This is a genomic window from Ensifer adhaerens, from assembly GCF_000697965.2.
Taxonomy (GTDB): domain Bacteria; phylum Pseudomonadota; class Alphaproteobacteria; order Rhizobiales; family Rhizobiaceae; genus Ensifer; species Ensifer adhaerens.
The window spans coordinates 1,227,501-1,248,776 of record NZ_CP015881.1 but is presented as its reverse complement, the minus strand read 5'-3'; the positions used below and the strand labels follow the sequence as shown (position 1 = coordinate 1,248,776).

Sequence of the window (21,276 nt, the reverse complement as noted above, 5' to 3'; positions counted from 1 at the left end):
GTTTACACCTGCAGGATCGAGGAGACGAGGAGCTGGGTATAGGGCTCGCGCGGATCGTCGAGCACGCGGTCGGTCAGCCCCTGTTCGATGACGGCTCCGTCCTTCATCACCATCATGCGGTGTGAAAGAAGGCGGGCGACGGCGAGATCGTGGGTGACGATGATGGCGGCAAGCCCGAGGTCATGCACGAGGCCGCGCACGAGATCGAGCAGGCGCGCCTGAACCGAGACGTCGAGGCCGCCGGTCGGCTCGTCCATGAAGACGAGGCGCGGGGAAGTGACGAGGTTGCGGGCGATCTGGAGGCGCTGACGCATGCCGCCCGAAAAGGCGCGCGGCTGGTCGTCGATGCGGTCGATGCCGATTTCCACCCGCTCCAGCCAGTCTCTGGCGGTGGCGCGGATGTTGCCGTAGTGGCGATCGCCGACGGCCATCAACCGCTCGCCGACATTGGCGCCGGCAGACACGGTCATGCGCAGGCCGTCGGCCGGGTTCTGGTGCACGAAGCCCCAGTCGGTACGCATCAGGAAGCGGCGCTCGGCTTCGCCCATGCGGGCGAGGTCACGGTACTGACCGTCGCGCATGTGGTACTCGACGATACCGGAGGTCGGCATCAGACGGGTCGAGAGGCACGACAGAAGTGTCGTCTTGCCCGAGCCGGATTCGCCGACGATGGCGAGCACTTCGCCCGCATAGAGCTCGAAGGAAACGTTGCGGCAGCCGATGCGGCTTCCGTAGAACTTCGAGACGTCGTTCACTTTCAAAAGCGGGAGCGTACTCATTCTGCGGCTTCCTTTCGGGCAAGCATGTGACCTGCATGGCCGCAGGCGCGGCGGTCTTCGCAATGATCGGTATCGGAGCAGACGAACATGCGTCCGCCCTTGTCGTCGAGGATCACCTCGTCGAGATAGACGTCCTCGGCGCCGCAGAGCGCGCAGGGCTTGTCGAAGCTCTGGATCTCGAAGGGATGGTCGTCGAAATCGAGGCTGACGACTTCGGTATAGGGCGGGACAGCGTAGATCCGCTTTTCGCGACCGGCGCCGAAGAGCTGCAGCGCTTCCGACATATGCATCTTCGGATTGTCGAACTTAGGCGTCGGCGACGGGTCCATCACGTAACGTCCCTCGACCTTGACCGGATAGGCGTAGGTCGTGGCGATATGGCCGTTGCGGGCGATGTCCTCGTAGAGCTTCACATGCATCAGCCCGTATTCCTCGAGCGCATGCATCTTCCGCGTCTCGGTCTCGCGCGGCTCGAGGAAGCGCAAGGGTTCCGGGATCGGCACCTGGTAGACGAGCGTCTGTCCCTCCGAGAGTTTTTCCTCCGGAATGCGGTGGCGCGTCTGGATGATCGTCGCGTCTTTCGTCCGGGTGGTGACGGCAACGTCGGCGACCTTCTGGAAAAAGGCGCGGATGGAAACCGCGTTGGTTGTGTCGTCGGCGCCCTGGTCGATGACCTTCAAGACGTCCTGCGGACCGAGGATCGAGGCGGTGACCTGGACGCCGCCGGTGCCCCAGCCGTAGGGCATCGGCATTTCGCGCGACGCAAATGGAACCTGGTAGCCGGGAATGGCGATCGCCTTCAGGATCGCGCGGCGGATCATGCGCTTGGTTTGTTCGTCCAGATAGGCGAAATTATAGGTAGCAAGGTCGTTCATCGCTGATTACCCTTGAGTGTGTCGACCGCTGATGAGGCCAGGATTTGAGCGAGATTTTCGTCTGGGTGATTGGGATCTTCGTGCTGTGTTCGGCGGTTGCCGGCCTGTTCGGCATTGCCCGCCGGCCGCAGCGCGAGACGGAGAGCAGGGCGCGCAAGAACGACGGAGGTGGCGACGCCGGTGGTGTCTATGCCGGTGACGGCGGCGATTGTGGTGGCGGGGATGGCGGCGGCGATTGAACCGCTAGGGCTGGCGGTATGCCCGATCATTCGGCCGCCTCCCGTTGTACCTTCGGTGCTTCACCTGAATTCGCGGCCTCGTAATCGCGGCGCATGCGGCGCACGAGATCGAGTTCGGCCTGGAAGTCGACATAGTGCGGCAGCTTCAGGTGCTCGACGAAGCCGGTAGCCTGAACGTTATCTGCATGCGAGATGACAAATTCCTGATCCTGGGCGGGTGCGACGATGTCCTCGCTGAACTCGTCAGTGCGCAGTGCCCGGTCGACCAGCGACATCGACATCGCTTTGCGTTCACTCTGGCCAAAGACGAGGCCGTAGCCGCGGGTGAATTGCGGCGGCTGCTTGGCCGAGCCCATGAACTGGTTGACCATCTGGCATTCAGTGACGCGGATCGCGCCGAGTGAGACGGCAAAGCCGAGTTCCGGCAGATCGAGTTCGACTTCCACTTCTCCGATGCGGACTTCGCCGACGAATGGGTGGGTGCGGCCGTAGCCGCGCTGGGTGGAGTAGGCGAGCGCCAAGAGGAAGCCTTCGTCGCCGCGGGCAAGCGCCTGCAGTCGCAGGTCCCGGGCCATCGGAAACTCCATCGGCTCGCGGGTAAGGTCGCCCATGACATGGCCCTCGGGCATCTGGCCATCACCCTCGATCAGGCCTTCGCCGTCGAGAATGTCGGAGACGCGCATCACATGCTCACCGGGCTCCTTGACTGCCGGTTCTTCGACCGCTTCGTCGGCGATCAGTGATGGGTCGAGCAGGCGGTGGGTGTAATCGAAGGTCGGGCCCAGAAGCTGTCCGCCGGGCAGATCCTTGTAGGTCGCCGACACGCGGCGCTCGACCTTCATGTCGGCGGTATCGACCGGCTCGGAGTAGCCGAAGCGCGGCAACGTCGTGCGATAGGCGCGCAGGATGAAGATCGCCTCGATCATGTCGCCGCGCGCCTGGCGGACGGCAAGGGCTGCGAGCGCACGGTCATAGAGCGAGGCTTCCGCCATCACTCTATCGACCGCAAGGCCGAGCTGCTCGACCACCTGGTCGATGGTGATGGAGGGAAGGCTACGGTCGCCACGGCGGCGATCGGCGAGAAGGCGGTGGGCATTGGCAATGGCGGCTTCCCCGCCCTTGACGGCTACATACATGGCTCACGCCTCCTTGAGCGAAAGACGGGTGGTGCGCGGCAGGCAGATGAGCTTGTCGCCGGCCGTCAGCACGAGATCGACGCCGCGCGGAAAGATCGCGCGATTGGCGGTCCAGAATTCGAGGAAGACGTCCGGCAGCCCCTTCACCGCAATCTCCGTCACGTCCTTGATGCCGGGGCCTTTGGCGGTCAGCGCAGGGCCGCCGCTCAGCGCTTCGACTTCGATGACGAGTGTCGTCGAGCGATCCGGATAGTCCTGCGTGCCAAGCGAGAACTGGTCGAAGCCGGGGAAGGCGGCGCCCTTTTCGATGAAGGCGAAGCGCGCGTCGGTCTTGCTGGTGGTGAGCGGAGCACCGGTGTGGAAAGCGATCCACTGCGGAACGGCCGATTTGGAAAGTGCCGGCGTCAGCCAGACGGGCGTGTCATGGTCGCACAGAGTCAGCGCTACGGCGCCTGCGGCCGTAGCGAGCGGAGCCGGAGGCGTGCTCGTCGCTTCGAGGCGCTTGATCGTACCCGGACGGGCAAAGCCGTCCATCAGGTCGCGGAAGACGGACTGAGCGGCAAAGACTGGATCGGCAAAGGCGCCGGCGTAAATCTGCGATTGGCTGGCCATCAGTCGTCTCCCCGAACCATGGTGAAAAAGTCCACGCGGGTGGCCGCGGTTTCTTCCGCCTTGCGGCGTTCTTCCTGGGCAAGCCGGTCGGCCACGCTTCCAAGTAGGGCCTCGACCTTAGCCCTGTCGCCGTCACGCTGGGCAAGGGCGTCGAAGATGGCGGCAAGCCGGGCGCGTTCCTTGTCGGTTCCGAGCAACTGCCCGTGGCCGATTTCGCCGGTGGAAAGGCGGACGGTGGCGCGCGACACCGTAGCCTCGCCGAGATTGAAGGGATCGCCGCCGCCGCCGATGCGGCCGCGCACCATGACGAGGCCGGTCTCGGGGCCTCGGACCGGGTAAACCTCGGGCTGGTCTGCGAGCGCTTTCCAGGCGTCCTTGAGTTCGGCGAGCGTTGCCTGGGCGAGCAACCGCATGGCCTCCTTGCGCGCCGGGTCCGGCGGGCTTTCCTGCTTCACTTTCGCGTCCATCATTTTCACCTCAAATGTCTATTGATCTAGACAACTATACATCTTATACTTTTTCATAACGTCGGCAAATGACAGGCTTGTGACATGCCAATGCGAAAAGACACGGCAGCGCGAAAAGTGGTGGAGCGCCAGACCGGCGTCGCTCTCTGGCGGCAGATTGCCGACCGGATCCGCCTGGCGATCAGCAATGGCGACTATGACGCGACCGGCATGGTGCCGCCGGAAACGGTGCTTGCGGGCGAGTTCGGCGTCAACCGGCACACGGTCAGAAGCGCGCTGGCGGCGCTGGCCGAAGAAGGGCTGGTGCGTCCCGTCCAGGGGCGCGGCACGATGATCGAGCGCAAGGAGCGGGTGAGTTATCCGATTTCAAAGCGCACGCGCTTCTCGCAAGGTCTTGGCCACCAGGTGAAGGAAATTGGCTCGCGGCTGCTCGGCCACACGGAATTGCCGGCAAGGGGCGAAGTGGCGAGCGCGCTTGCCATCAGGCCCGGTGATCCAGTGATCGAACTCAGAACCGTCAGCAGCGGCGATGGTCGACCGCTCTCGGTATCCTCGAGCTACTATCCGGCGCATCGCTTCCCGCGCATGGCCGAAGAATTCGAACAGCTGCACTCCGTCACCAAGGCCTTCGCAGCCCACGGTCTGGATGATTATGTACGCGCCTCAACGGAGATCGTCGCCCGGCACGCTGACGCCGACGAGCTTGCGATGCTGAAGCTCTCGCCGGGCGCAATCGTGCTCGAAGCCCAGTCGATCAACGCCGATCTCGACGGCAAGCCGATCGAATATTCCCGTAGCCGCTTTGCCGCTGACCGGATGAAGCTGCGGATCGAGACTTGAGGCCGTCAGGCCGCCCCTGCCGGTCGCAATGACGTCTCGCTCAACCAGAAGCGTTCCGATCCCTGTCCGGAAATAAGGCAAAGGCCGTATTTCCGACGCGTTTTTGCCGCATGACCGGAGCCTGCATCAGCACCGCGCATTCGGGAATTCTCTAAGGGGGAGAATGGCAATGGCGACGTGGCGACCCGATCCTTCCTTCTATCCATCACCGCGCATGGCGGCCAAGGCTCCAAAGGAGACGCTCGCCTACGTGGCGGCTTTCGATCCGGACAGAAGAAGGCCGGACGCGATCGCCGTCGTCGATGTGGATCCGGCGTCGCAAAGCTATTCGCAGATCGTCGGGCAGGTCGAGATGCCGAATGTCGGGGACGAGTTGCACCATTTCGGCTGGAACGCCTGCTCCTCGTGCCTGTGCCCCAACGCACCGCATCCACATGTCGAGCGTCGCTACCTGGTGGTGCCGGGCCTGCGCTCCTCCCGTCTCCATATCATCGACACCAAGCCGGACCCCCGCAATCCGAAGATCGTGCGGGTGATCGAGCCCGCGGAAATCGCCGAGAAGGCGAATTATTCGCGGTTGCACACAACCCATTGCGGACCTGAAGGCATTTACGTCAACGCGCTTGCGGATCGAGACGGCAAGGCGCCCGGCGGCATTTTCCTGCTCGACCATCAGAGCTTCGATGTGCTCGGACAGTGGGAAATGGACCGTGGGCCGCAGAAGCTCGCCTATGATTTCTGGTGGCACCTCGGCCACGACACGATGATCACCAGCGAATGGGGCACGCCCGATACTTTCGAGAACGGGCTGGTGCCGGAGGTGCTGCTTGGCTCGAAATACGGCCGCCGCTTGCACTTCTGGGACCTGCACAAACGCAAGCACGTGCAGGAGATCGACTTCGGCGAGGAACACCAGCTCGTTTTCGAACTGCGCCCGGCCCACGATCCGACCAAGGCCTACGGTTTCGTCGGCTGCGTCATCAGCCTCAAGGACCTCTCGGCGTCGATCTGGACCTGGTATCGCGACGGCGACCGATGGGCCGTGAAGAAGGTGATCGAGATCCCGGCAGAACCGGCCGATCCGGATCTGTTGCCACCGGTGCTGAAAGGCTTCAGTGCGGTCGCGCCGCTCGTCACCGACATCGACCTGTCGATGGACGATCGCTTCCTTTACGTTTCCTGCTGGGGCACCGGCGACATGATCCAGTACGACGTGTCCGACCCCTTCGCACCGAAGGAAACGGGGCGGGTCAGGATCGGCGGCATCGTTTCGCGTGCGAGCCATCCGAAGGCGAAGAACGGTGCGCTCAACGGTGGGCCGCAGATGGTGGAAATCAGCCGCGACGGCAAGCGGGTCTATTTCACCAACTCGCTCTATGGCGCCATCGACCCGCAGTTCTATCCCGAAGGCATCGACGGTTGGATGGTCAAGCTCGATGTCGCCGATGGTGGCGGGATCGCCTTCGACGAAAACTTCTTCGTCGACTGGCCAAAGGGTCATCGACCCCATCAGGTTCGTCTCGAAGGCGGCGACTGCTCGTCCGATTCCTATTGTTATCCGTGAGGAGGGAGCCGCGGTGCAGCCGGGTCACGGCGAATGACGACGGTCTGGCCATGGCTCTCGCTCGCCGGCCTCGGTGCCTTTCACGGCCTCAACCCGGCAATGGGCTGGTTGTTTGCGGTTGCGCTCGGACTTCATCGCCAGAGCAGCCGGGTCGTCTGGCTGTCCCTCGCACCCATTGCGGTTGGTCACGCGATCTCGGTCGCGACCGTGCTGGCGGTGGTCGCAGCATTCGGCTCGGTGCTGGATCCGAACACATTCAGGATCGCGGCCGCCGTGCTCATTCTGGGGGCCGCCGGCTACACCGCCATTCATGGCCATCGCCACCGCGTCCGGATCGGAATGCGGACCGGCATGGCGGGACTTGCGGTCTGGTCATTCCTGATGGCGACGAGCCATGGGGCCGGCCTCATGCTGGTGCCGGCGGTGCTCAGTCTCTGTCTTGCAGGTCACGCCGGCGAACTGGCGATGGCAAGTTCGCTGCCGGTCTCGCTCGCCGCCGTTGCAGTGCATAGCATCGCAATGCTGACGGTGACCGCGGTGCTGGCGCTCGCCGTCTTCACCTGGTTCGACCTTGCGGTCCTGCGTTCCGCCTGGATCAATTTCGATCGCCTCTGGACGCTCGCCCTCGGAGCAACCGGCGTCGCACTCCTCATTCAATGATCTGCATCGCAGCCGCCAGGCTATTGCCGCTGCGATTTTACATAAGCGATATAGCCGCGGACATCGGCGGCGGGCTCGGCATAGGCGGCCCCGAGCGTTCTTTCGATGCTTGCCATGTAGGTCTTTGCCCAGTCCGGCAGGTCATAGTCGATCGCGGCCAGGAACTCGAGCGTTGCTGCGAGCCGGATATCGGCGATCGAGGGCTTGGCGCCACCGATGAACGGCTTGTCGCCAATGTAGAAAGCGCGGAATACGTCGAGCGGTTCGGCAAGGGCTGCAACCGCTGCCTTCCGGGCGATCTCCTTCGTCGCCGCATCGGCATCGCTGCAGCCGACTTCGCCCGCGTAGAGCGGAAAGTTCAGCGCCGGATAGGTTGCGCGGGCAAGGTAGGGATAGAAGGTGCCGATCAGGTAGAACATGGCGCTGTCGATCATCGCGCGTGCTTCGGGTTCCCTCGGGTAGAAGTCATCAAGCCCATGTTTGTTGCAAAGGTACTGCATGATCGCGCAGCTTTCCCAAAGCGCGCCCCTGGGCAGGTCCGCGGTCTCGATCATCGGTGTCAGATGCGACGGCGCTCGTGCCAGATATTCGGGCGAGCGCGTCTGGCCGTAGACATCGTTTTCACTGAAATCGAGCTTGGCTGCGCGCAGGAACACGCGCGCGGTCATGTTGTTGACGCTGGGCTTGATCACGTTGAGCTGGATTGCGGACATGGCATTCCTCCCGGTTGATCGTCGTTGAACTGGCGGCGGCTCGCCCGCGGCAGACACCGCCACTTGGCTACAGATCTCACCAAGTGCGACCCTATCGCGGTCCGTATGGGTTCTTCGGTTGGCGATCGAGCGACAGCGTCGGCCGAGAGCGTTCGTTCAGGGCTTCGATCGCATCGGCGAGATGGACCTCGGCGATGTTATAGTCGCCGCGTTCAGTCCTGATCCTATGCGCTTCCATCAGGACTTCGGCATGGCTGTGACCGGCCGGCGGCTCGAAGCGATAGGAGGCAAGTTCAACCAGCAGCCCAAGCGGATCTTCGAAGTAGATCGAATCCATGAAGCCGCGATCCTTGACGCCACTGTGGCGGATCTTTCGCTCGTCGAGCCGCTCCACCGCCTGGTTGAATGTCGCGCGCGAAACAGCAAAGGCGATGTGATGCACACAGCCCATGTCGGTCGGGGTGCGCTCGGGATCCGGCGTGCGGTTCTCGTCGGTGAAGACGGTGATCAGGCGGCCGTCGCCCGGATCGAAATAGAGGTGGCTTTCGCTCGCCCGGTCGAGGTTCGGTTGCTCGAAAATGAAGGGCATGCCGAGCAGCCCCTCCCAGAAATCGATCGACGTCTGACGGTCCGCCCCGACAAGCGTGATGTGGTGAACGCCTTGCGATTGCAGTTTGCGCATAGCCGGCCTCCTGGGTTCGGCGGAGAATGTGGGCCGAATGGCTCCTGGCACCGCTTTCCACCGCATGCAATTGTCGCCCGTCGCGGGCAGAAGGCAAGCGCCAATCACGGGTGGGTTGGCGGGCGGCAAACGTGTTGTGGCTGGGCAATGCACAGCTTTTAGCCCACCCGACCTTCGTTCTGAGGTTGTGCCTGCCGAAGAAACCGTTTCCGACACGCGTGTTTTGATTTCCTCGGCAAACTTTCCTATCTTCCGGTTGCAGTATCCGCAGGGTGGATGGAGGACAGATGCCGGTCATGCGGCGGTCGAAGATCAGGCAGCGCCTGCTGATCATGCTTGTCACCGGTATCGGCGGCATGGCGGCGGCTGCGATTTCCTTTGCTTCGGCGGTTTATGATGCAGCCAATCCGGTTCCTGTTCCGGTCATAGGTAAAGACCAGGTCGTCGACACGGGCCGTTGGCGGGTGACCATCAATGGCGCCCATATGTCGTCTCTGCCGCCAACCGGCACCAAACCGTTCGAGCCGAAGAGGTTCCTCCTTGTGGATCTCGAACTCGACAACCGGTCCGTGGCCAGCAGCAACGTCTTCATGAACCTGATCACGATCAAGGATGACGTCGCTCCGCTGCAGCCCAAGCCCACCTATTACCTTGCGAGGGACAAGTGGATCGCCAGTGCGATCAATCCGAACATGCCGGAAAAACTGGTCGCGGCCTGGGAGTGGCCGGCGGACCGCCCGGAACCGCAAACGCTTTCGCTGGCGATCGGCAAACAGATCTACAAGCCACGTGACAATCTCTACGGCGCGCCGAATTGGTTCGATGACGGCGAGGCCGCGGTCGTCGAGTTGCCGGTGACGCAAGCTGTGGAGACGACGGAGCAATGATGTCGGCTTTCCGTACGCTGCTGCTTTGCGGCCTTGCAATCGCCGCGCTCTATGGGATGCGAAACAGTACCCCCGGCTACGGCGACATCACCGCGCCGATCGCCATTCGCGGTGCTGTCGGCGAGCGGGTGGAGACGCGCGACTTCGCTTTCGGCGCAGCCAATGTGCATCTGGCACGACAGCTCAAGGTCGAAAGTTTTGGACGGGTCAAGGACTTCTCCACATCCGGCATCTGGCTGGTCATCGAGGGCGCGGCCGTTTCCAAGACGGAAACGATGACGTTGATGTCTGCGGAATGGCTGGCGAGCAATGGTGTGCGCTACGCGTTGAGCCAGCGGTTCTCGACCGTGCCGGGCTATCTGCCGACGGAGCGGCTCGAACCCGGCCTGCCAAGGCCGGTGCTTCTTGCCTTCGAGCTTCCCGAGGCGGCCGTCGACCAGGGCACGCTGCTCGTTGCACGCAGTCGTGTGTCGCCGCTCGCCGAGGAGCTGTCGATTGCGCTCGGCGACAAGAAGCCGGCCGAGATCAAGCCGTCTGTCACCATTGCGCGCAGCGGCAGCAGGGCGCCCTGGACACTGGCCGCGCACTGAGGGAGGTAGTCATGAGCGAGAAACGCACCTTCTGGACCTGCCTGCTCGCGTTGATCGTCGCGCTGCCGCTCGCCTTCGTCGCCCGCGCATGGGAAAGCCTTGGTGAGAGCCAATGGCTCGCCGGCGGTAGCCCGGAAGTCGTCGTTGCGGATGAAGCGGCGCAGGCCTTCGCCGGCGGGCAATGGAAGCTTATGGATATGCGACGCCTGCCGCGCACCGACGACGCACGCGTCATTCTTACCGAATTCGAGGCATCGCCGACCGATCTCGCCGCTTTGTCGAAGGGCGCCTGCCGCGTTCGACTGATCGACGACAAAGGGCGCCGCTTCGAACCGGTCACCCTGACCGAGCCGATCGTGCGAGAGATGTATCCGGAGGTGGCCGAGCGTCCGCGCTGCAGTGTCCTGGCCTTTACGGATGCCAAGGCCGGCAGCCCCGTCCGCATGGCCGAGAGCTTCATCGTTCCGGCGGAGGCGCGGGACCTTTCGCTGCGGATCGAATTTCCCGGCGCCAGTGACGAGACGCTGGTGTTCAAGTGGACGCGTAGTTGATCTCGACTTTCTCGGCCTGACGGGAAACGGCGTGTTCGAGCATCGCCGCCAGCAGGGTGATGCGCAGGGCATCGAGCACGATGCCGCCGTTGAGATCGCTGGGGCTGCCGATGAAAAGGCTCACGGCATCGAAAACGAGCCGCCAGCTCGCAAGATCTGCCACGTCCAGCGTCCGTGTTGCCGCGTACCAGGTCCAGGCGCCGAGCCAGGCAATGGCATTGTAGGCGATGATAAAGGCGAAAAGTGCCGCCAGCCCCGAGCCGAGCGTCAGCTTCAGGCAGGTCCAGATCGGCGCATAGCGGGAGCGATAATCGCTGATGAAGTGGTCGAGAAAATCGGCGACCCATTTGCGCAGCGTGCGGGCGCGGCGCGGCTTTGGCGATGTCGGCCGGGTGCGCGGTGTTGCGCTCGAAAGCTCGTAGCCGTTGATGATGGCCGCCATGACCAGCCAGACGACCGGAAGGAGCGCATAGAAGAACAGGCCTGTGGCCTGGCTATCCCAGTCAGGTTTTCTCAATTCCACCGGCACGAAGGTCTCGGCGGCATGCGCAATGCCGGCGAAGGCGAAGCCGTTCATGCTCAGAAGCTTGCCGGCGCCTAGCCAGGTGATCACCTGGTCCTTCCAGACCGACAGGCCGTAGAGACCGATGAAGATCCAGCTTGCATCTGCGGCTACAATCAGAAGACGCCAGACGGGCGCTTCGCTCAGCTTGCTCATGCGTTTTGCGCCCCAGCGTACAAGCCAGCAGAGCGCGATCGACACGAGAACGCCGCGCGACCCCAGAATATCAAAGAAGTTGGCTTTTTCGCCGAAAGCGACGGCAGCAAGCGCTGATCGCGAATATTCGCGCACGGTATCGCCGAGAAAACCCCAGGCGGCGTAGTAGGCAAAGAACGGTAGCAGGGCGGCGGCGGTGACGGCGAGCAGCCTGCGCTCGGCCTTCGGCACCTTGCTCTCGACAGGCGCCGCAGCCGGTTGCTGCCGGAGCGCTTCGAGCGCCGGCAAGCCCGGGCGAAGGACCATGAACATCAGCACGATAACGACGAGCTTCGCCAACACGACGAGGGAGAGCGTGACCATGCCGCCGAGCGGATGCTGCATCCCGATCCAGACGGCTGCCCGCATCAGGAGATCGTGCACAATGGCGCCGCAGGCGCCGATCAGCAGGAGCTGCGGCCAGAAGCGGGCGAGAAGGCGCGCCATCAGGGCAAAGGGTCCGAACACTTCGGCGATCGACGTCATGCCGACACCATAGTTGCGTCGGCCGGTAACGACAACCGCTCGGGCGGGCGGAGAGACAATGTCCTCCGCGTCGCCCGGCGTCAGATGTTGCGGCGCTTGCCCTCGATCAGGTCGAGCACCGCGCGTGCCGCATCGAGCACGTTGGTGCCGGGGCCGAAGACCGCCGACACGCCGTTCTCCATGAGATAGTCATAGTCCTGGCGAGGGATGACACCCCCACAGATGACGATGACATCCTCGCCGCCACGCTTTTTCAGCGCTTCGGCCAATTGCGGCATCAGCGTCTTATGGCCGGCTGCGAGCGAAGAGACGCCAATGACATTGACCTTGTTCGCAAGCGCCATGTCGGCCGCTTCCTCCGGTGTCTGGAACAACGGGCCGGCAAGCACGTCGAAGCCGATGTCGCCAAAGGCCGACGCGATCACCTTGGCGCCCCGGTCGTGGCCGTCCTGGCCGAGCTTGGCGACCATGATTTTCGGCTTGCGGCCGAGTTTCGCCGAAACCTCGTCGAGGCGGCCGGAGAGCACCTCGAGTTCAGGCTCGCCCTCATAGGCCTTGCCATAGATCTTGCTGACGACCTTGGGCGTTGCGGCATGGTCACCAAAGGCGCCGCGCATCGCATCGGAGATTTCGCCGACGGTCGCGCGCGACCGCGCCGCTTCGACGGCGGCCGCCAAGAGGTTGCCTTCGCCGGTCGAGGCGACCTTTGAAACCGCGGCCAGGGTCTCTTTCACCTTTGCGCTGTCGCGCCGCCGCTTCGTCTCCTCGATGCGACGGATCTGCGCGGCGCGCACGGCGCTGTTGTCAATTTCCAGGATGTCGATCGGCTCCTCGTTGTCGAGCCGGTACTTGTTGACGCCGACGATGATTTCCTCGCCCTTGTCGACCGCGGCCTGGCGGCGGGTCGCGGCCTCTTCGATCAGTCGCTTCGGCAGGCCGGCGTTGACCGCACGGGTCATGCCGCCCATCGCCTCGACCTCTTCGATCAGCGCCCAGGCCTTTTCCGCGAGTTCATTGGTCAGGCTCTCGACATAGTAAGAGCCGGCAAGCGGATCGACGACCTTGGTGACACCGGTCTCGTGCTGCAGGATCAGCTGCGTGTTGCGGGCGATGCGCGCTGAAAACTCCGTCGGCAGTGCGATCGCCTCGTCGAAGGAGTTGGTGTGCAGCGATTGCGTGCCGCCAAGGGCGGCCGACATCGCCTCGAAAGCGGTGCGGATGATGTTGTTATAGGGATCCTGCTCCTGCAGCGAGACGCCCGAGGTCTGGCAATGGGTACGCAGCATCAGCGAAGACGGCTTCTTCGGCTCGAACTCCTTCATGATCCGGGTCCAGAGCAGCCGCGCCGCCCGAAGCTTCGCCGCTTCCATAAAGAAATTCATGCCGATGGCGAAGAAGAACGAAAGCCTCCCGGCGAACTCGTCGACGTTCAGCCCCTTGGCAAGGGCAGCCCGCACATATTCGCGCCCGTCGGCGAGCGTGAAGGCAAGCTCCTGCACCAGCGTCGCGCCGGCTTCCTGCATGTGGTAGCCGGAAATCGAGATCGAATTGAACTTCGGCATCTCCTTCGCCGTATACTCGATGATATCCGCGACGATGCGCATCGAGGGTTCCGGCGGGTAGATGTAGGTGTTGCGGACCATGAACTCCTTGAGGATGTCGTTCTGGATGGTCCCCGAGAGCTTGTCGCGCGAAACGCCCTGTTCCTCGCCGGCGACGATGAAGGAGGCGAGGATCGGAATGACCGCGCCGTTCATGGTCATCGAGACCGACATCTCGTCGAGCGGGATGCCGTCGAACAGGATTTTCATGTCCTCGACCGAGTCGATCGCAACCCCTGCCTTGCCGACATCGCCTTCGACGCGCGGATGATCGCTGTCGTAGCCCCGATGGGTCGCAAGGTCGAAGGCGACGGAAAGGCCCTTTTGTCCGGCCGCGAGATTCTTCCGATAGAAGGCGTTCGAAGCTTCGGCCGTGGAAAATCCGGCATATTGGCGGATCGTCCAGGGACGCCCGGCATACATGGTCGCGCGCGGACCACGCACGAAAGGCTCGAAGCCCGGCAGCGAATCCAAATGATCGATGCCGTCGAGGTCGCCGGCCGTATAGAGCGGCTTCACCGCAATGCCCTCGGGCGTCTGCCAGGTGAGGCTTTCCGGCGCTGCCTTCAGTTCACGCTCGGCGAGCGTTTCCCAGTCCTTGGTGGTCTTTTCGGTCATCGGATGTTCTCCTGGATGATGGCGTCGACAGCCGTCGCCATCATTCGAATTCCATGATCAGTTCGTCGACCGCGAGGCTGGCGCCGGCGGCGACCGCCACGCGCTTGACCACGGCCTTCTTTTCGGCGCGCAGAATGTTTTCCATCTTCATCGCTTCGACCACGGCAAGAGCCTGCCCGGCCTCCACGGTGTCGCCGGCCTTGACCGTGACCGAGGTGATGACACCCGGCATGGGGCAGAGCAGCATGCGCGACGTGTCCGGTGGCAGCTTTTTCGGCATCAGCCGCGCCAGCTCCGCAACCCGCGGGCTTCTGACGTGGGCAATGGTGTCGATGCCGCGCCAGCGGAGCCGGATGGCGGTTCCAACCCGATCGACTTTGACGCTCAAGGGCTCATTGTCGATATTGAAGGTGGCAAGGGTGCGGCCGGGAGCCCAGTCACCGGCGATCGTAACCGAGGCGCCGTCGGCAAATCTGACATAGGCACCATCGGCAGACGCGCCGGCGGTGACTGCAAAGTTGTGATCGCCGAGGCTGACCACCCAGTCGTGACCGACGATGCGACGGTGATTGCCGATCGTGCCGGAGATCTGGCTGGCGCGCTCCTGCAGCACCTGGTTGATCGATACGGCGACGGCTGCGATCTTGCGAAGCGACTGCTCGTCGGCCGCAACGCCGTGGAAGCCGTCGGCGAATTCCTCGGCGATATAGGCCGTGGTCAGCCGGCCCTCTCGGAACCGCTGCTGCTGCATGACGGCTGCAAGGAACGGCAGGTTGTGACCGATGCCTTCCACCTCGAACTGATCGAGCGCATCGGCCATGGCATCGACTGCCGTCTTGCGATCCGGCCCCCAGGTGCAGAGCTTGGCGATCATCGGGTCGTAATACATCGAGATCTCGCCGCCCTCGAAGACGCCGGTATCGTTGCGTGTCACCGTGCCATCTTCGCGTCTGCCCTCGACCGGGGGACGATAGCGCGTCAGCCGACCGATCGACGGCAGGAAATTGCGGTAGGGGTCTTCCGCATAGAGCCGGCTTTCGATCGCCCAGCCATTGAGCTTTACGTCGTCCTGGCCGAAGGCTAGTTTTTCGCCGCTCGCAACACGGATCATCTGCTCGACGAGATCGAGCCCGGTGATGAGCTCGGTCACCGGATGCTCCACCTGCAGGCGGGTGTTCATTTCGAGGAAGTAGAAATTGCGCTTGCCGTCGACGATGAACTCGACGGTACCGGCCGAATGATAGCCGACGGCCTTGGCGAGCGCGACCGCCTGTTCGCCCATGGCCTTGCGGGTCTCGGCGTCGAGGAAGGGCGAGGGGGCTTCTTCGATGACCTTCTGGTTGCGTCGCTGGATCGAGCATTCGCGTTCGCCCAGGTAAAGCGTATTGCCGTGTTTGTCGCCGAGTACCTGGATTTCGATATGGCGTGGCTCGGTCACGAATTTCTCAATGAAGATGCGGTCATCGCCAAAGGCGTTCTTCGCTTCGTTCTTCGACGACTGGAAGCCTTCGCGTGCCTCCTGGTCGTTCCAGGCGATGCGCATGCCCTTGCCGCCGCCACCGGCCGAAGCCTTGATCATGACGGGATAGCCGATCGAACCGGCGATCCGAACCGCCTCGTCGGCATCCTCGATCAGACCCATATGGCCCGGAACCGTGGAGACACCCGCTTCGGCCGCGAGCTTCTTCGAGGTGATCTTGTCGCCCATCGCCTGGATGGCTCCAACCGGCGGGCCGATGAACGCAACGCCTTCCTTTTCCAGGGCTTGCGCAAAGGCGGCATTTTCCGAAAGGAAGCCATAGCCCGGATGAACGGCATCGGCGCCGGTCTTGCGGATCGCATCGATAATTTTGTCGATGACGATATAGGACTGCGCCGAGGGCGAGGGGCCGATATGCACCGCCTCATCCGCCATGCGCACATGCATCGCGTCGCGATCGGCGTCGGAATAGACCGCGACCGTTGCGATGCCGAGCTTCTTCGCAGTCTTTATGACGCGGCAGGCGATTTCACCACGGTTGGCGATGAGGATTTTCTTGAACATCTTGTTTCTCTTTCAAATCCGGACTGCGCGTCAGCGTTTGAACTTGCGGCGATAGGGCAGAAGCGCGATCGAGGATGCTGCGGCAGCACCTCCAAAGAGCAACGCGAAAGGCACCACGACCATGAGGGTTGCGAGTACCGGGCTCGTCGAGCGTATGATGTGCGTGCCGACCGCGCCGATATTGAGCCAGATCAGCACGCCGGCCGTTATGGCCCCGATCGCAACGCCGATCAGCGCGTTGACGGTCATGTAGCGCAGCATCTGCCAGTGGTCGCGTCGGGCCTCTTCCGGTGTCATTACGCGTTCCGGCTCCCGTTCCATCGTCGCCTCCATCAGAGCGGGATCGTGTCGTGCTTGCGCCAGCGGACATCGACCTGCTTGTTGCGCAAGGATGCGAAGGCACGAGCGATGCGGCGACGCGACGAATGCGGCATGATCACTTCGTCGATGAAGCCACGCTCGGCGGCGACGAACGGATTGGCGAAGCGCTCCTCGTATTCTTTGGTGCGCGCCGCAATCTTCTCGGCATCGCCGAGTTCCGAGCGGTAGAGGATCTCGGTTGCGCCCTTGGCGCCCATCACGGCGATCTCGGCGGTCGGCCAGGCATAGTTGACGTCGGCGCCGATGTGCTTGGAGGCCATGACGTCGTAGGCGCCCCCATAGGCCTTGCGGGTGATCAGCGTCACCATTGGCACGGTCGCTTGGCTATAGGCGAAGAGCAGCTTGGCGCCGTGCTTGATGACGCCGCCATACTCCTGCGCCGTGCCAGGCAGGAAGCCGGGCACGTCGACCAACGTCAGGATCGGGATCGAGAAGGCGTCGCAGAAGCGTACGAAACGCGCGGCCTTGCGCGAGCTGTCGATATCGAGGCAGCCGGCAAGCACCATCGGCTGGTTGGCGACGACGCCGACTGTCTGGCCCTCCATGCGGATGAAGCCGGTGATGATGTTGCGGGCAAAGCTCTGCTGCAGCTCGAAGAAATCACCTTCGTCGGCGAGCGCAAGGATCAGTTCCTTCATGTCGTAGGGCTTGGTGGCGCTATCGGGGATCAGGCTGTCCAAACGCATTTCGAGCCGCGCCGGGTCGTCGTGGAAGGGACGGACCGGCGGCTTCTCTCGGTTGTTGAGCGGCAGGAAATCGAAGAGCAGGCGCACGTGCTCAAGCGTTTCGATGTCGTTCTCGTAGGCTGCGTCGGCGACGGAGGACTTTTTCGTGTGCGTGCCCGCACCGCCGAGTTCTTCGGCCGTGACGATCTCGTTGGTCACGGTCTTTACGACGTCGGGCCCGGTCACGAACATGTAGGAGGAGTCACGCACCATGAAGATGAAGTCGGTCATGGCCGGCGAATAGACGGCGCCGCCAGCGCAGGGCCCCATGATGACCGAGATCTGCGGGATGACGCCCGAGGCTTCGGCATTGCGGCGGAAGACCTCGGCATAGCCGGCAAGGGAGGCCACGCCTTCCTGGATGCGGGCGCCGCCCGAGTCGTTGAGGCCGATGACCGGCGCGCCGTTGCGTACAGCCATATCCATGATCTTGCAGATCTTCTGCGCATGCGTTTCCGACAGCGAACCGCCGAGCACCGTAAAGTCCTGGGAGAAGACATAGACCTGGCGGCCATTGATTGTGCCCCAGCCGGTGACGACGCCGTCGCCCGCGACCTTCTGGCCTTCCATGCCGAAGTCGACGCAGCGGTGCGTGACGTACATGTCGTATTCTTCGAAGGAGCCTTCATCGAGCAGCACCACGATGCGTTCGCGCGCCGTCAGCTTGCCTTTGCCGTGCTGGGCATCGATCCGCCGCTGGCCGCCGCCGGCTCTTGCTTCCGCCCTGCGGGCTTCGACCTGTTCTAGTATGGCGCGCATGGTGCCCTCCCGATTTTTTGATGCCCGGCTTTTTCAACGATTGTGCAGAGGCGCTTCGAGCTTCGCAATAGCGTCGAAGACGGCATGGAAAAACGTCTCTTCATGTGCAAATGTGAAATAGAGTATTTTGTGAAACGTAATTGCAAAGTTGCAAACATGGCGATCGGCAAGCTCTACATCGGCCGTAAGGTCAGGGAATTGCGGGAAGCGAACAAGGCGACGCAAGGTCAGTTCGCTGAACGCATCGGTATTTCCACCAGCTATCTCAACCAGATCGAAAACAACCAGCGGCCGGTTTCGGCGGCGGTGCTTTTGGCGCTCGCCGAAAAATTCCAGATCGACATCGCCGAGCTTTCGACCGGGGAGGGCGATCGCCTGCTTTCGGCGCTCTCCGAAGCGCTCAGCGACCCCCTGTTCGAGACCTATTCGGCGAGCCTGCAGGAGCTGAAGCTCGTTGCCCAGAACGCGCCAGGCCTGGCGCATGCACTGATCACCTGCCACCAGGCCTACCGCCGCAACAGCGAACAGCTTGCGAGCATCGACGACACCATCGGCCGCGGCGGTCCCTTCGTCGAAACGACGCCCTATGAGGAAGTGCGCGACTTCTTCCATTTCGTCGACAACTACATCCACGAGATTGATATACTCGCGGAGCGGCTGGCGAGCGAACTCGGGCTCGGCGAAGGCGACAATCATGCAGCGCTTGCAAGCTATCTGGAGCAACGACATGGCGTCCGTGTTGTGCGCGGTGCTGCCGGCGACGAGGCGATCCGTCGCTTCGATCCGCGTGCCCGTATCCTGACGCTCAATCCTTACGCGCCGCCAGCGACGCGCGACTTTCAGATCGCCCTGCAGATCGCCCAGCTTCATGCCCGCGAGGAGATCGACCGGGTGGCCGGCAGCGCCGGTTTCCGCACGGAAGAGGCCTATGAGATCTGTCGCATCGGCCTGCAGAACTATTTCGCCGGTGCGCTCATCTTGCCCTATCAGGCGTTCTCAAAAGCCGCCCGCGACTTGCGGCACGATATCGAGCTGCTCGCCGCCCGTTTCGGCGCCTCATTGGAGCAGGTCTGTCACCGCCTTTCGACCCTGCAGCGACCGGGGCAGAAGGGCATTCCGATCTTCTTTGCCCGCATCGATCGCGCCGGCAACATCACCAAGCGCCATAGCGCCGCGAAGCTGCAATTCGCCCGCTTCGGTGCCGCCTGTCCGCTCTGGAACGTGCACCAGGCCTTCGAGACTCCGGGTAGGATCATCCGGCAACTCGCCGAAACGCCTGACGGCGTGCGCTACCTCTGTCTCGCCACCCAGATCACCAAGGGTGGCGGTGGTTTCCGCGCCGCGCAGCCGCGTTATGCGCTGGCGCTCGGCTGCGAGATCTCCTACGCCGATGCTTTCGTCTATGCCGACGACATGGATCTCGGCAACCGCGCCGCCTTCGACCCGATCGGTATTTCCTGTCGCATCTGCGAGCGCACGAAATGCGCCAGCCGGGCCGTACCGCCATTGAAGCGTCGCCTGATTGTGGATCATGACTTACGCGGCGCTCTGCCGTATCGTCTAAGTGAGAGCTGATTGGGCTTGTCTGTCCATTTTTGAACAGACCCTGTGAGAAGTTGCATATGGGCCTGCCGGAGGTTTGGTGTAACTAGGCCCTAATTGCTCGACTATGCGGTCAGGGAGGACATGCATATGGATTTTCGCCTGTCGGAGGAACAGGAGGCCATTCGTCAGATGGCGCTCGATTTCGCCCGCGACGAGATTGCCCCTCACGCGATCGACTGGGATCAGCAGAAGCATTTTCCGGTCGACACGTTGCGCGGCGCCGCCGCACTCGGCATGGCCGGCATCTACGTCCGTGACGATGTCGGCGGCACGGGCCTGACCCGGCTAGACGCTGCGATCATCATCGAGGCGTTGGCGACCGGCTGCCCCGCCGTCGCCTCCTTCATGTCGATCCACAATATGTGCGCCGGCATGATCGACCGTTATGGCACCGACGAGCAGCGCCAGCGGCTGCTGCCCAAGCTTTTGACCATGGACGTGCTCGCGAGCTACTGCCTGACCGAGCCCGGTTCCGGTTCGGATGCGGCGGCGCTGAAGACAAAGGCGGTCAAGGAAGGCGACAGCTATGTGCTGACCGGCCAGAAACAGTTCATCTCCGGCGCCGGTGAATCCGGCCTCTATGTGATCATGGCGCGCACCGGCGAAGACGGCCCCAAGGGGATCTCGACCTTCATCGTCGAGAAGGATGCGCCGGGCCTGACCTTCGGCGCCAACGAGAAGAAGATGGGCTGGCACGTGCAGCCGACCCGCGCCGTCATGCTCGACGGCGTGCGCGTACCCGCTGAAAATCGCCTCGGCGGCGAAGGCGACGGCTTCAAGATCGCCATGGGCGGGCTCGATGGCGGTCGCTTGAACATCGCCGCCGCGTCGCTCGGCGGTGCTCAATCGGCCTTCGAAAGGGCGCTGGCCTACGTTCAGGAGCGGCGCGCCTTTGGCAAGGCGATCGGCGAATTCCAGGCGCTACAGTTCCGTCTCGCCGACATGGCGACCGATCTCGAAATCGCCCGCACTTTCCTTTGGCGTGCCGCTTCGGCGCTCGATGCGGGCGACCCGGAAGCGACGAAGCTCTGCGCCATGGCCAAGCGCTTCGTCACCGACCGCTGCTTCGCCGTCGCCAACGACGCGCTGCAGCTTCATGGCGGCTATGGCTATCTCGCCGATTATGGTGTCGAGAAGATTGTCAGGGACCTTCGGGTGCACCAGATCCTGGAAGGCACCAACGAGATCATGCGCCTCATCGTGGCGCGTTCGCTTATCGGCCGGAAATAGGCCAGAAACGGGAAAGACCGCTCATGGAAATGCAGACGCCAGCACCGGAAGTGATCGTCGAGCGCCAGGGCGCGGTCGGCCGGATCCGGTTGAACCGCACGCGCGCGCTGAACAGCCTCAACGTGCCGATGATCCGGTTAATCGCGGCGGCCCTGACCGAATTCGAGAACGATCCGGCGGTCGCTGCCGTGCTTGTCACCGGCGAGGGCGAGCGCGGGCTTTGCGCCGGCGGTGATATCCGAATGATCTATGAGAGCGGCCGCGAGCGCCCGGAGGAGGGCGCCCAGTTCTGGCGCGAGGAGTTCGTCGTCAACAGCCGCATCTCCGGCTACCGTAGGCCCTATATCGCCATCATGGACGGCATCGTCATGGGCGGTGGCGTCGGAATCTCCGCCCACGGCAGCCATAGGATCGTTACCGAGCGCACCAGGCTTGCAATGCCCGAAACCGGCATCGGCTACTTCCCGGATGTCGG

Annotated in this window: 22 protein-coding genes (1 of these 22 cut by a window edge); 10 read left to right on the top strand and 12 right to left on the bottom strand. The window is 63.1% G+C overall.

Annotation, left to right across the window (positions count from 1 at the left end; genetic code table 11):
- Positions 1–2 precede the first annotated feature (2 nt).
- Positions 3–779 (bottom strand): phosphonate C-P lyase system protein PhnK, encoded by a 777-nt coding sequence (phnK, locus tag FA04_RS25350; protein ID WP_034800088.1) that lies wholly within the window; start codon positions 777–779, stop codon positions 3–5.
- Positions 776–1,654: an alpha-D-ribose 1-methylphosphonate 5-phosphate C-P-lyase PhnJ gene (locus FA04_RS25345; RefSeq protein ID WP_034800089.1), complete on the bottom strand. Its 879-nt coding sequence runs from the start codon at positions 1,652–1,654 to the stop codon at positions 776–778. The genes phnK and FA04_RS25345 overlap by 4 nt, the downstream gene beginning before the upstream one ends.
- A gap of 44 nt (positions 1,655–1,698) precedes the next feature.
- Between FA04_RS25345 and FA04_RS25340 the strand changes: the two genes are divergently transcribed.
- The gene (locus tag FA04_RS25340) at positions 1,699–1,893 is read left to right on the top strand and encodes a hypothetical protein (protein ID WP_034800090.1); all 195 of its coding nucleotides are present in this window, start codon (positions 1,699–1,701) and stop codon (positions 1,891–1,893) included.
- A 26-nt stretch (positions 1,894–1,919) separates the two neighbouring features.
- Here the strand turns inward: FA04_RS25340 and FA04_RS25335 are convergent, their stop codons facing one another.
- Genes FA04_RS25335 through phnG form a run of 3 tightly spaced genes read right to left on the bottom strand, consistent with a single transcriptional unit; the run spans position 1,920 to position 4,108 of the window.
- On the bottom strand, positions 1,920–3,029 hold the full coding sequence (locus FA04_RS25335) for a carbon-phosphorus lyase complex subunit (protein ID WP_034800091.1): 1,110 nt from the start codon (positions 3,027–3,029) through the stop codon (positions 1,920–1,922).
- Positions 3,030–3,032: 3 nt separating this feature from the next.
- Entirely contained in the window at positions 3,033–3,641 is a 609-nt protein-coding gene (phnH, locus tag FA04_RS25330) for a phosphonate C-P lyase system protein PhnH (protein ID WP_034800092.1), read from the bottom strand.
- Positions 3,641–4,108: a phosphonate C-P lyase system protein PhnG gene (gene phnG, locus FA04_RS25325; RefSeq protein ID WP_034800093.1), complete on the bottom strand. Its 468-nt coding sequence runs from the start codon at positions 4,106–4,108 to the stop codon at positions 3,641–3,643. Before phnG ends, phnH begins: the two co-directional genes overlap by 1 nt.
- A gap of 90 nt (positions 4,109–4,198) precedes the next feature.
- On the opposite strand from phnG, the gene phnF reads away from it, so the two are divergent.
- The 3 genes from phnF to FA04_RS25310 all read left to right on the top strand — a co-directional run bounded on the left by phnF (position 4,199) and on the right by FA04_RS25310 (position 7,172).
- Positions 4,199–4,948: a phosphonate metabolism transcriptional regulator PhnF gene (gene phnF / locus FA04_RS25320; RefSeq protein WP_029742729.1), complete on the top strand. Its 750-nt coding sequence runs from the start codon at positions 4,199–4,201 to the stop codon at positions 4,946–4,948.
- 169 nt (positions 4,949–5,117) lie between these two features.
- Positions 5,118–6,512 (top strand): selenium-binding family protein, encoded by a 1,395-nt coding sequence (locus tag FA04_RS25315; RefSeq protein ID WP_034800094.1) that lies wholly within the window; start codon positions 5,118–5,120, stop codon positions 6,510–6,512.
- A gap of 33 nt (positions 6,513–6,545) precedes the next feature.
- A complete protein-coding gene (locus tag FA04_RS25310; protein ID WP_029742731.1) occupies positions 6,546–7,172 on the top strand; it encodes a hypothetical protein in 627 nt (208 codons plus the stop codon).
- Between the two features lie 20 nt (positions 7,173–7,192).
- On the opposite strand, the gene FA04_RS25305 is transcribed toward FA04_RS25310, so the two are convergent.
- Together FA04_RS25305 and FA04_RS25300 are read right to left on the bottom strand one after the other, a co-directional pair.
- Positions 7,193–7,885, bottom strand: coding sequence for a glutathione S-transferase family protein (locus tag FA04_RS25305; RefSeq protein WP_029742732.1), 693 nt, complete (start codon positions 7,883–7,885; stop codon positions 7,193–7,195).
- Positions 7,886–7,976: 91 nt separating this feature from the next.
- Complete coding sequence (locus tag FA04_RS25300) at positions 7,977–8,567, bottom strand: VOC family protein (RefSeq protein ID WP_034800095.1); 591 nt, start codon at positions 8,565–8,567, stop codon at positions 7,977–7,979.
- Between the two features lie 287 nt (positions 8,568–8,854).
- On the opposite strand from FA04_RS25300, the gene FA04_RS25295 reads away from it, so the two are divergent.
- Genes FA04_RS25295 through FA04_RS25285 form a run of 3 tightly spaced genes read left to right on the top strand, consistent with a single transcriptional unit; the run spans position 8,855 to position 10,595 of the window.
- Positions 8,855–9,454: a hypothetical protein gene (locus FA04_RS25295; protein ID WP_034800096.1), complete on the top strand. Its 600-nt coding sequence runs from the start codon at positions 8,855–8,857 to the stop codon at positions 9,452–9,454.
- Entirely contained in the window at positions 9,451–10,044 is a 594-nt protein-coding gene (locus FA04_RS25290; RefSeq protein ID WP_051659534.1) for a hypothetical protein, read from the top strand. The genes FA04_RS25295 and FA04_RS25290 overlap by 4 nt, the downstream gene beginning before the upstream one ends.
- Before the next feature lie 11 nt (positions 10,045–10,055).
- On the top strand, positions 10,056–10,595 hold the full coding sequence (locus tag FA04_RS25285; protein ID WP_034800098.1) for a hypothetical protein: 540 nt from the start codon (positions 10,056–10,058) through the stop codon (positions 10,593–10,595).
- On the opposite strand, the gene FA04_RS25280 is transcribed toward FA04_RS25285, so the two are convergent.
- From FA04_RS25280 to FA04_RS25260, 5 genes are all read right to left on the bottom strand, one after another.
- Positions 10,576–11,838 (bottom strand): hypothetical protein, encoded by a 1,263-nt coding sequence (locus FA04_RS25280; protein ID WP_034800100.1) that lies wholly within the window; start codon positions 11,836–11,838, stop codon positions 10,576–10,578. The genes FA04_RS25285 and FA04_RS25280 overlap by 20 nt on opposite strands.
- Before the next feature lie 80 nt (positions 11,839–11,918).
- Positions 11,919–14,057 (bottom strand): methylmalonyl-CoA mutase, encoded by a 2,139-nt coding sequence (gene scpA, locus FA04_RS25275; RefSeq protein ID WP_034800101.1) that lies wholly within the window; start codon positions 14,055–14,057, stop codon positions 11,919–11,921.
- 40 nt (positions 14,058–14,097) lie between these two features.
- Positions 14,098–16,101 carry an acetyl-CoA carboxylase biotin carboxylase subunit gene (locus FA04_RS25270; RefSeq protein WP_034800103.1) on the bottom strand — a complete coding sequence of 668 codons (2,004 nt, stop codon included), beginning with the start codon at positions 16,099–16,101 and terminating at the stop codon, positions 14,098–14,100.
- Positions 16,102–16,131: 30 nt separating this feature from the next.
- A complete protein-coding gene (locus FA04_RS25265) occupies positions 16,132–16,398 on the bottom strand; it encodes a hypothetical protein (RefSeq protein ID WP_034800118.1) in 267 nt (88 codons plus the stop codon).
- Positions 16,399–16,433: 35 nt separating this feature from the next.
- Positions 16,434–17,966, bottom strand: a complete 1,533-nt coding sequence (locus FA04_RS25260) for an acyl-CoA carboxylase subunit beta (RefSeq protein ID WP_034800104.1) — start codon at positions 17,964–17,966, stop codon at positions 16,434–16,436.
- A 156-nt stretch (positions 17,967–18,122) separates the two neighbouring features.
- Between FA04_RS25260 and FA04_RS25255 the strand changes: the two genes are divergently transcribed.
- From FA04_RS25255 to FA04_RS25245, 3 genes are all read left to right on the top strand, one after another.
- Positions 18,123–19,541, top strand: a complete 1,419-nt coding sequence (locus FA04_RS25255) for a helix-turn-helix domain-containing protein (protein WP_034800105.1) — start codon at positions 18,123–18,125, stop codon at positions 19,539–19,541.
- Positions 19,542–19,658: 117 nt separating this feature from the next.
- Entirely contained in the window at positions 19,659–20,801 is a 1,143-nt protein-coding gene (locus tag FA04_RS25250; protein ID WP_029742745.1) for an isobutyryl-CoA dehydrogenase, read from the top strand.
- A 23-nt stretch (positions 20,802–20,824) separates the two neighbouring features.
- Positions 20,825–21,276, top strand: the 5' portion of a protein-coding gene (locus tag FA04_RS25245; RefSeq protein ID WP_034800107.1) for an enoyl-CoA hydratase/isomerase family protein. 607 nt of this gene lie beyond the right edge of the window; only the first 452 of its 1,059 coding nucleotides appear in the window; the start codon lies at positions 20,825–20,827; its stop codon lies off the right edge, out of view.

Excerpts from the sequence above, each read along its gene's own strand:
- phnK (WP_034800088.1), bottom strand. The coding sequence starts at position 779 with ATGAGTACGCTCCCGCTTTTGAAAGTGAACGACGTCTCGAAGTTCTAC.
- FA04_RS25345 (WP_034800089.1), bottom strand. The coding sequence starts at position 1,654 with ATGAACGACCTTGCTACCTATAATTTCGCCTATCTGGACGAACAAACC.
- FA04_RS25335 (WP_034800091.1), bottom strand. The coding sequence starts at position 3,029 with ATGTATGTAGCCGTCAAGGGCGGGGAAGCCGCCATTGCCAATGCCCAC.
- phnH (WP_034800092.1), bottom strand. The coding sequence starts at position 3,641 with ATGGCCAGCCAATCGCAGATTTACGCCGGCGCCTTTGCCGATCCAGTC.
- phnG (WP_034800093.1), bottom strand. The coding sequence starts at position 4,108 with ATGGACGCGAAAGTGAAGCAGGAAAGCCCGCCGGACCCGGCGCGCAAG.
- phnF (WP_029742729.1), top strand. The coding sequence starts at position 4,199 with ATGCGAAAAGACACGGCAGCGCGAAAAGTGGTGGAGCGCCAGACCGGC.
- FA04_RS25315 (WP_034800094.1), top strand. The coding sequence starts at position 5,118 with ATGGCGACGTGGCGACCCGATCCTTCCTTCTATCCATCACCGCGCATG.
- FA04_RS25310 (WP_029742731.1), top strand. The coding sequence starts at position 6,546 with ATGACGACGGTCTGGCCATGGCTCTCGCTCGCCGGCCTCGGTGCCTTT.
- FA04_RS25305 (WP_029742732.1), bottom strand. The coding sequence starts at position 7,885 with ATGTCCGCAATCCAGCTCAACGTGATCAAGCCCAGCGTCAACAACATG.
- FA04_RS25300 (WP_034800095.1), bottom strand. The coding sequence starts at position 8,567 with ATGCGCAAACTGCAATCGCAAGGCGTTCACCACATCACGCTTGTCGGG.
- FA04_RS25295 (WP_034800096.1), top strand. The coding sequence starts at position 8,855 with ATGCCGGTCATGCGGCGGTCGAAGATCAGGCAGCGCCTGCTGATCATG.
- FA04_RS25290 (WP_051659534.1), top strand. The coding sequence starts at position 9,451 with ATGATGTCGGCTTTCCGTACGCTGCTGCTTTGCGGCCTTGCAATCGCC.
- FA04_RS25285 (WP_034800098.1), top strand. The coding sequence starts at position 10,056 with ATGAGCGAGAAACGCACCTTCTGGACCTGCCTGCTCGCGTTGATCGTC.
- FA04_RS25280 (WP_034800100.1), bottom strand. The coding sequence starts at position 11,838 with ATGACGTCGATCGCCGAAGTGTTCGGACCCTTTGCCCTGATGGCGCGC.
- scpA (WP_034800101.1), bottom strand. The coding sequence starts at position 14,057 with ATGACCGAAAAGACCACCAAGGACTGGGAAACGCTCGCCGAGCGTGAA.
- FA04_RS25270 (WP_034800103.1), bottom strand. The coding sequence starts at position 16,101 with ATGTTCAAGAAAATCCTCATCGCCAACCGTGGTGAAATCGCCTGCCGC.
- FA04_RS25265 (WP_034800118.1), bottom strand. The coding sequence starts at position 16,398 with ATGACACCGGAAGAGGCCCGACGCGACCACTGGCAGATGCTGCGCTAC.
- FA04_RS25260 (WP_034800104.1), bottom strand. The coding sequence starts at position 17,966 with ATGCGCGCCATACTAGAACAGGTCGAAGCCCGCAGGGCGGAAGCAAGA.
- FA04_RS25255 (WP_034800105.1), top strand. The coding sequence starts at position 18,123 with ATGGCGATCGGCAAGCTCTACATCGGCCGTAAGGTCAGGGAATTGCGG.
- FA04_RS25250 (WP_029742745.1), top strand. The coding sequence starts at position 19,659 with ATGGATTTTCGCCTGTCGGAGGAACAGGAGGCCATTCGTCAGATGGCG.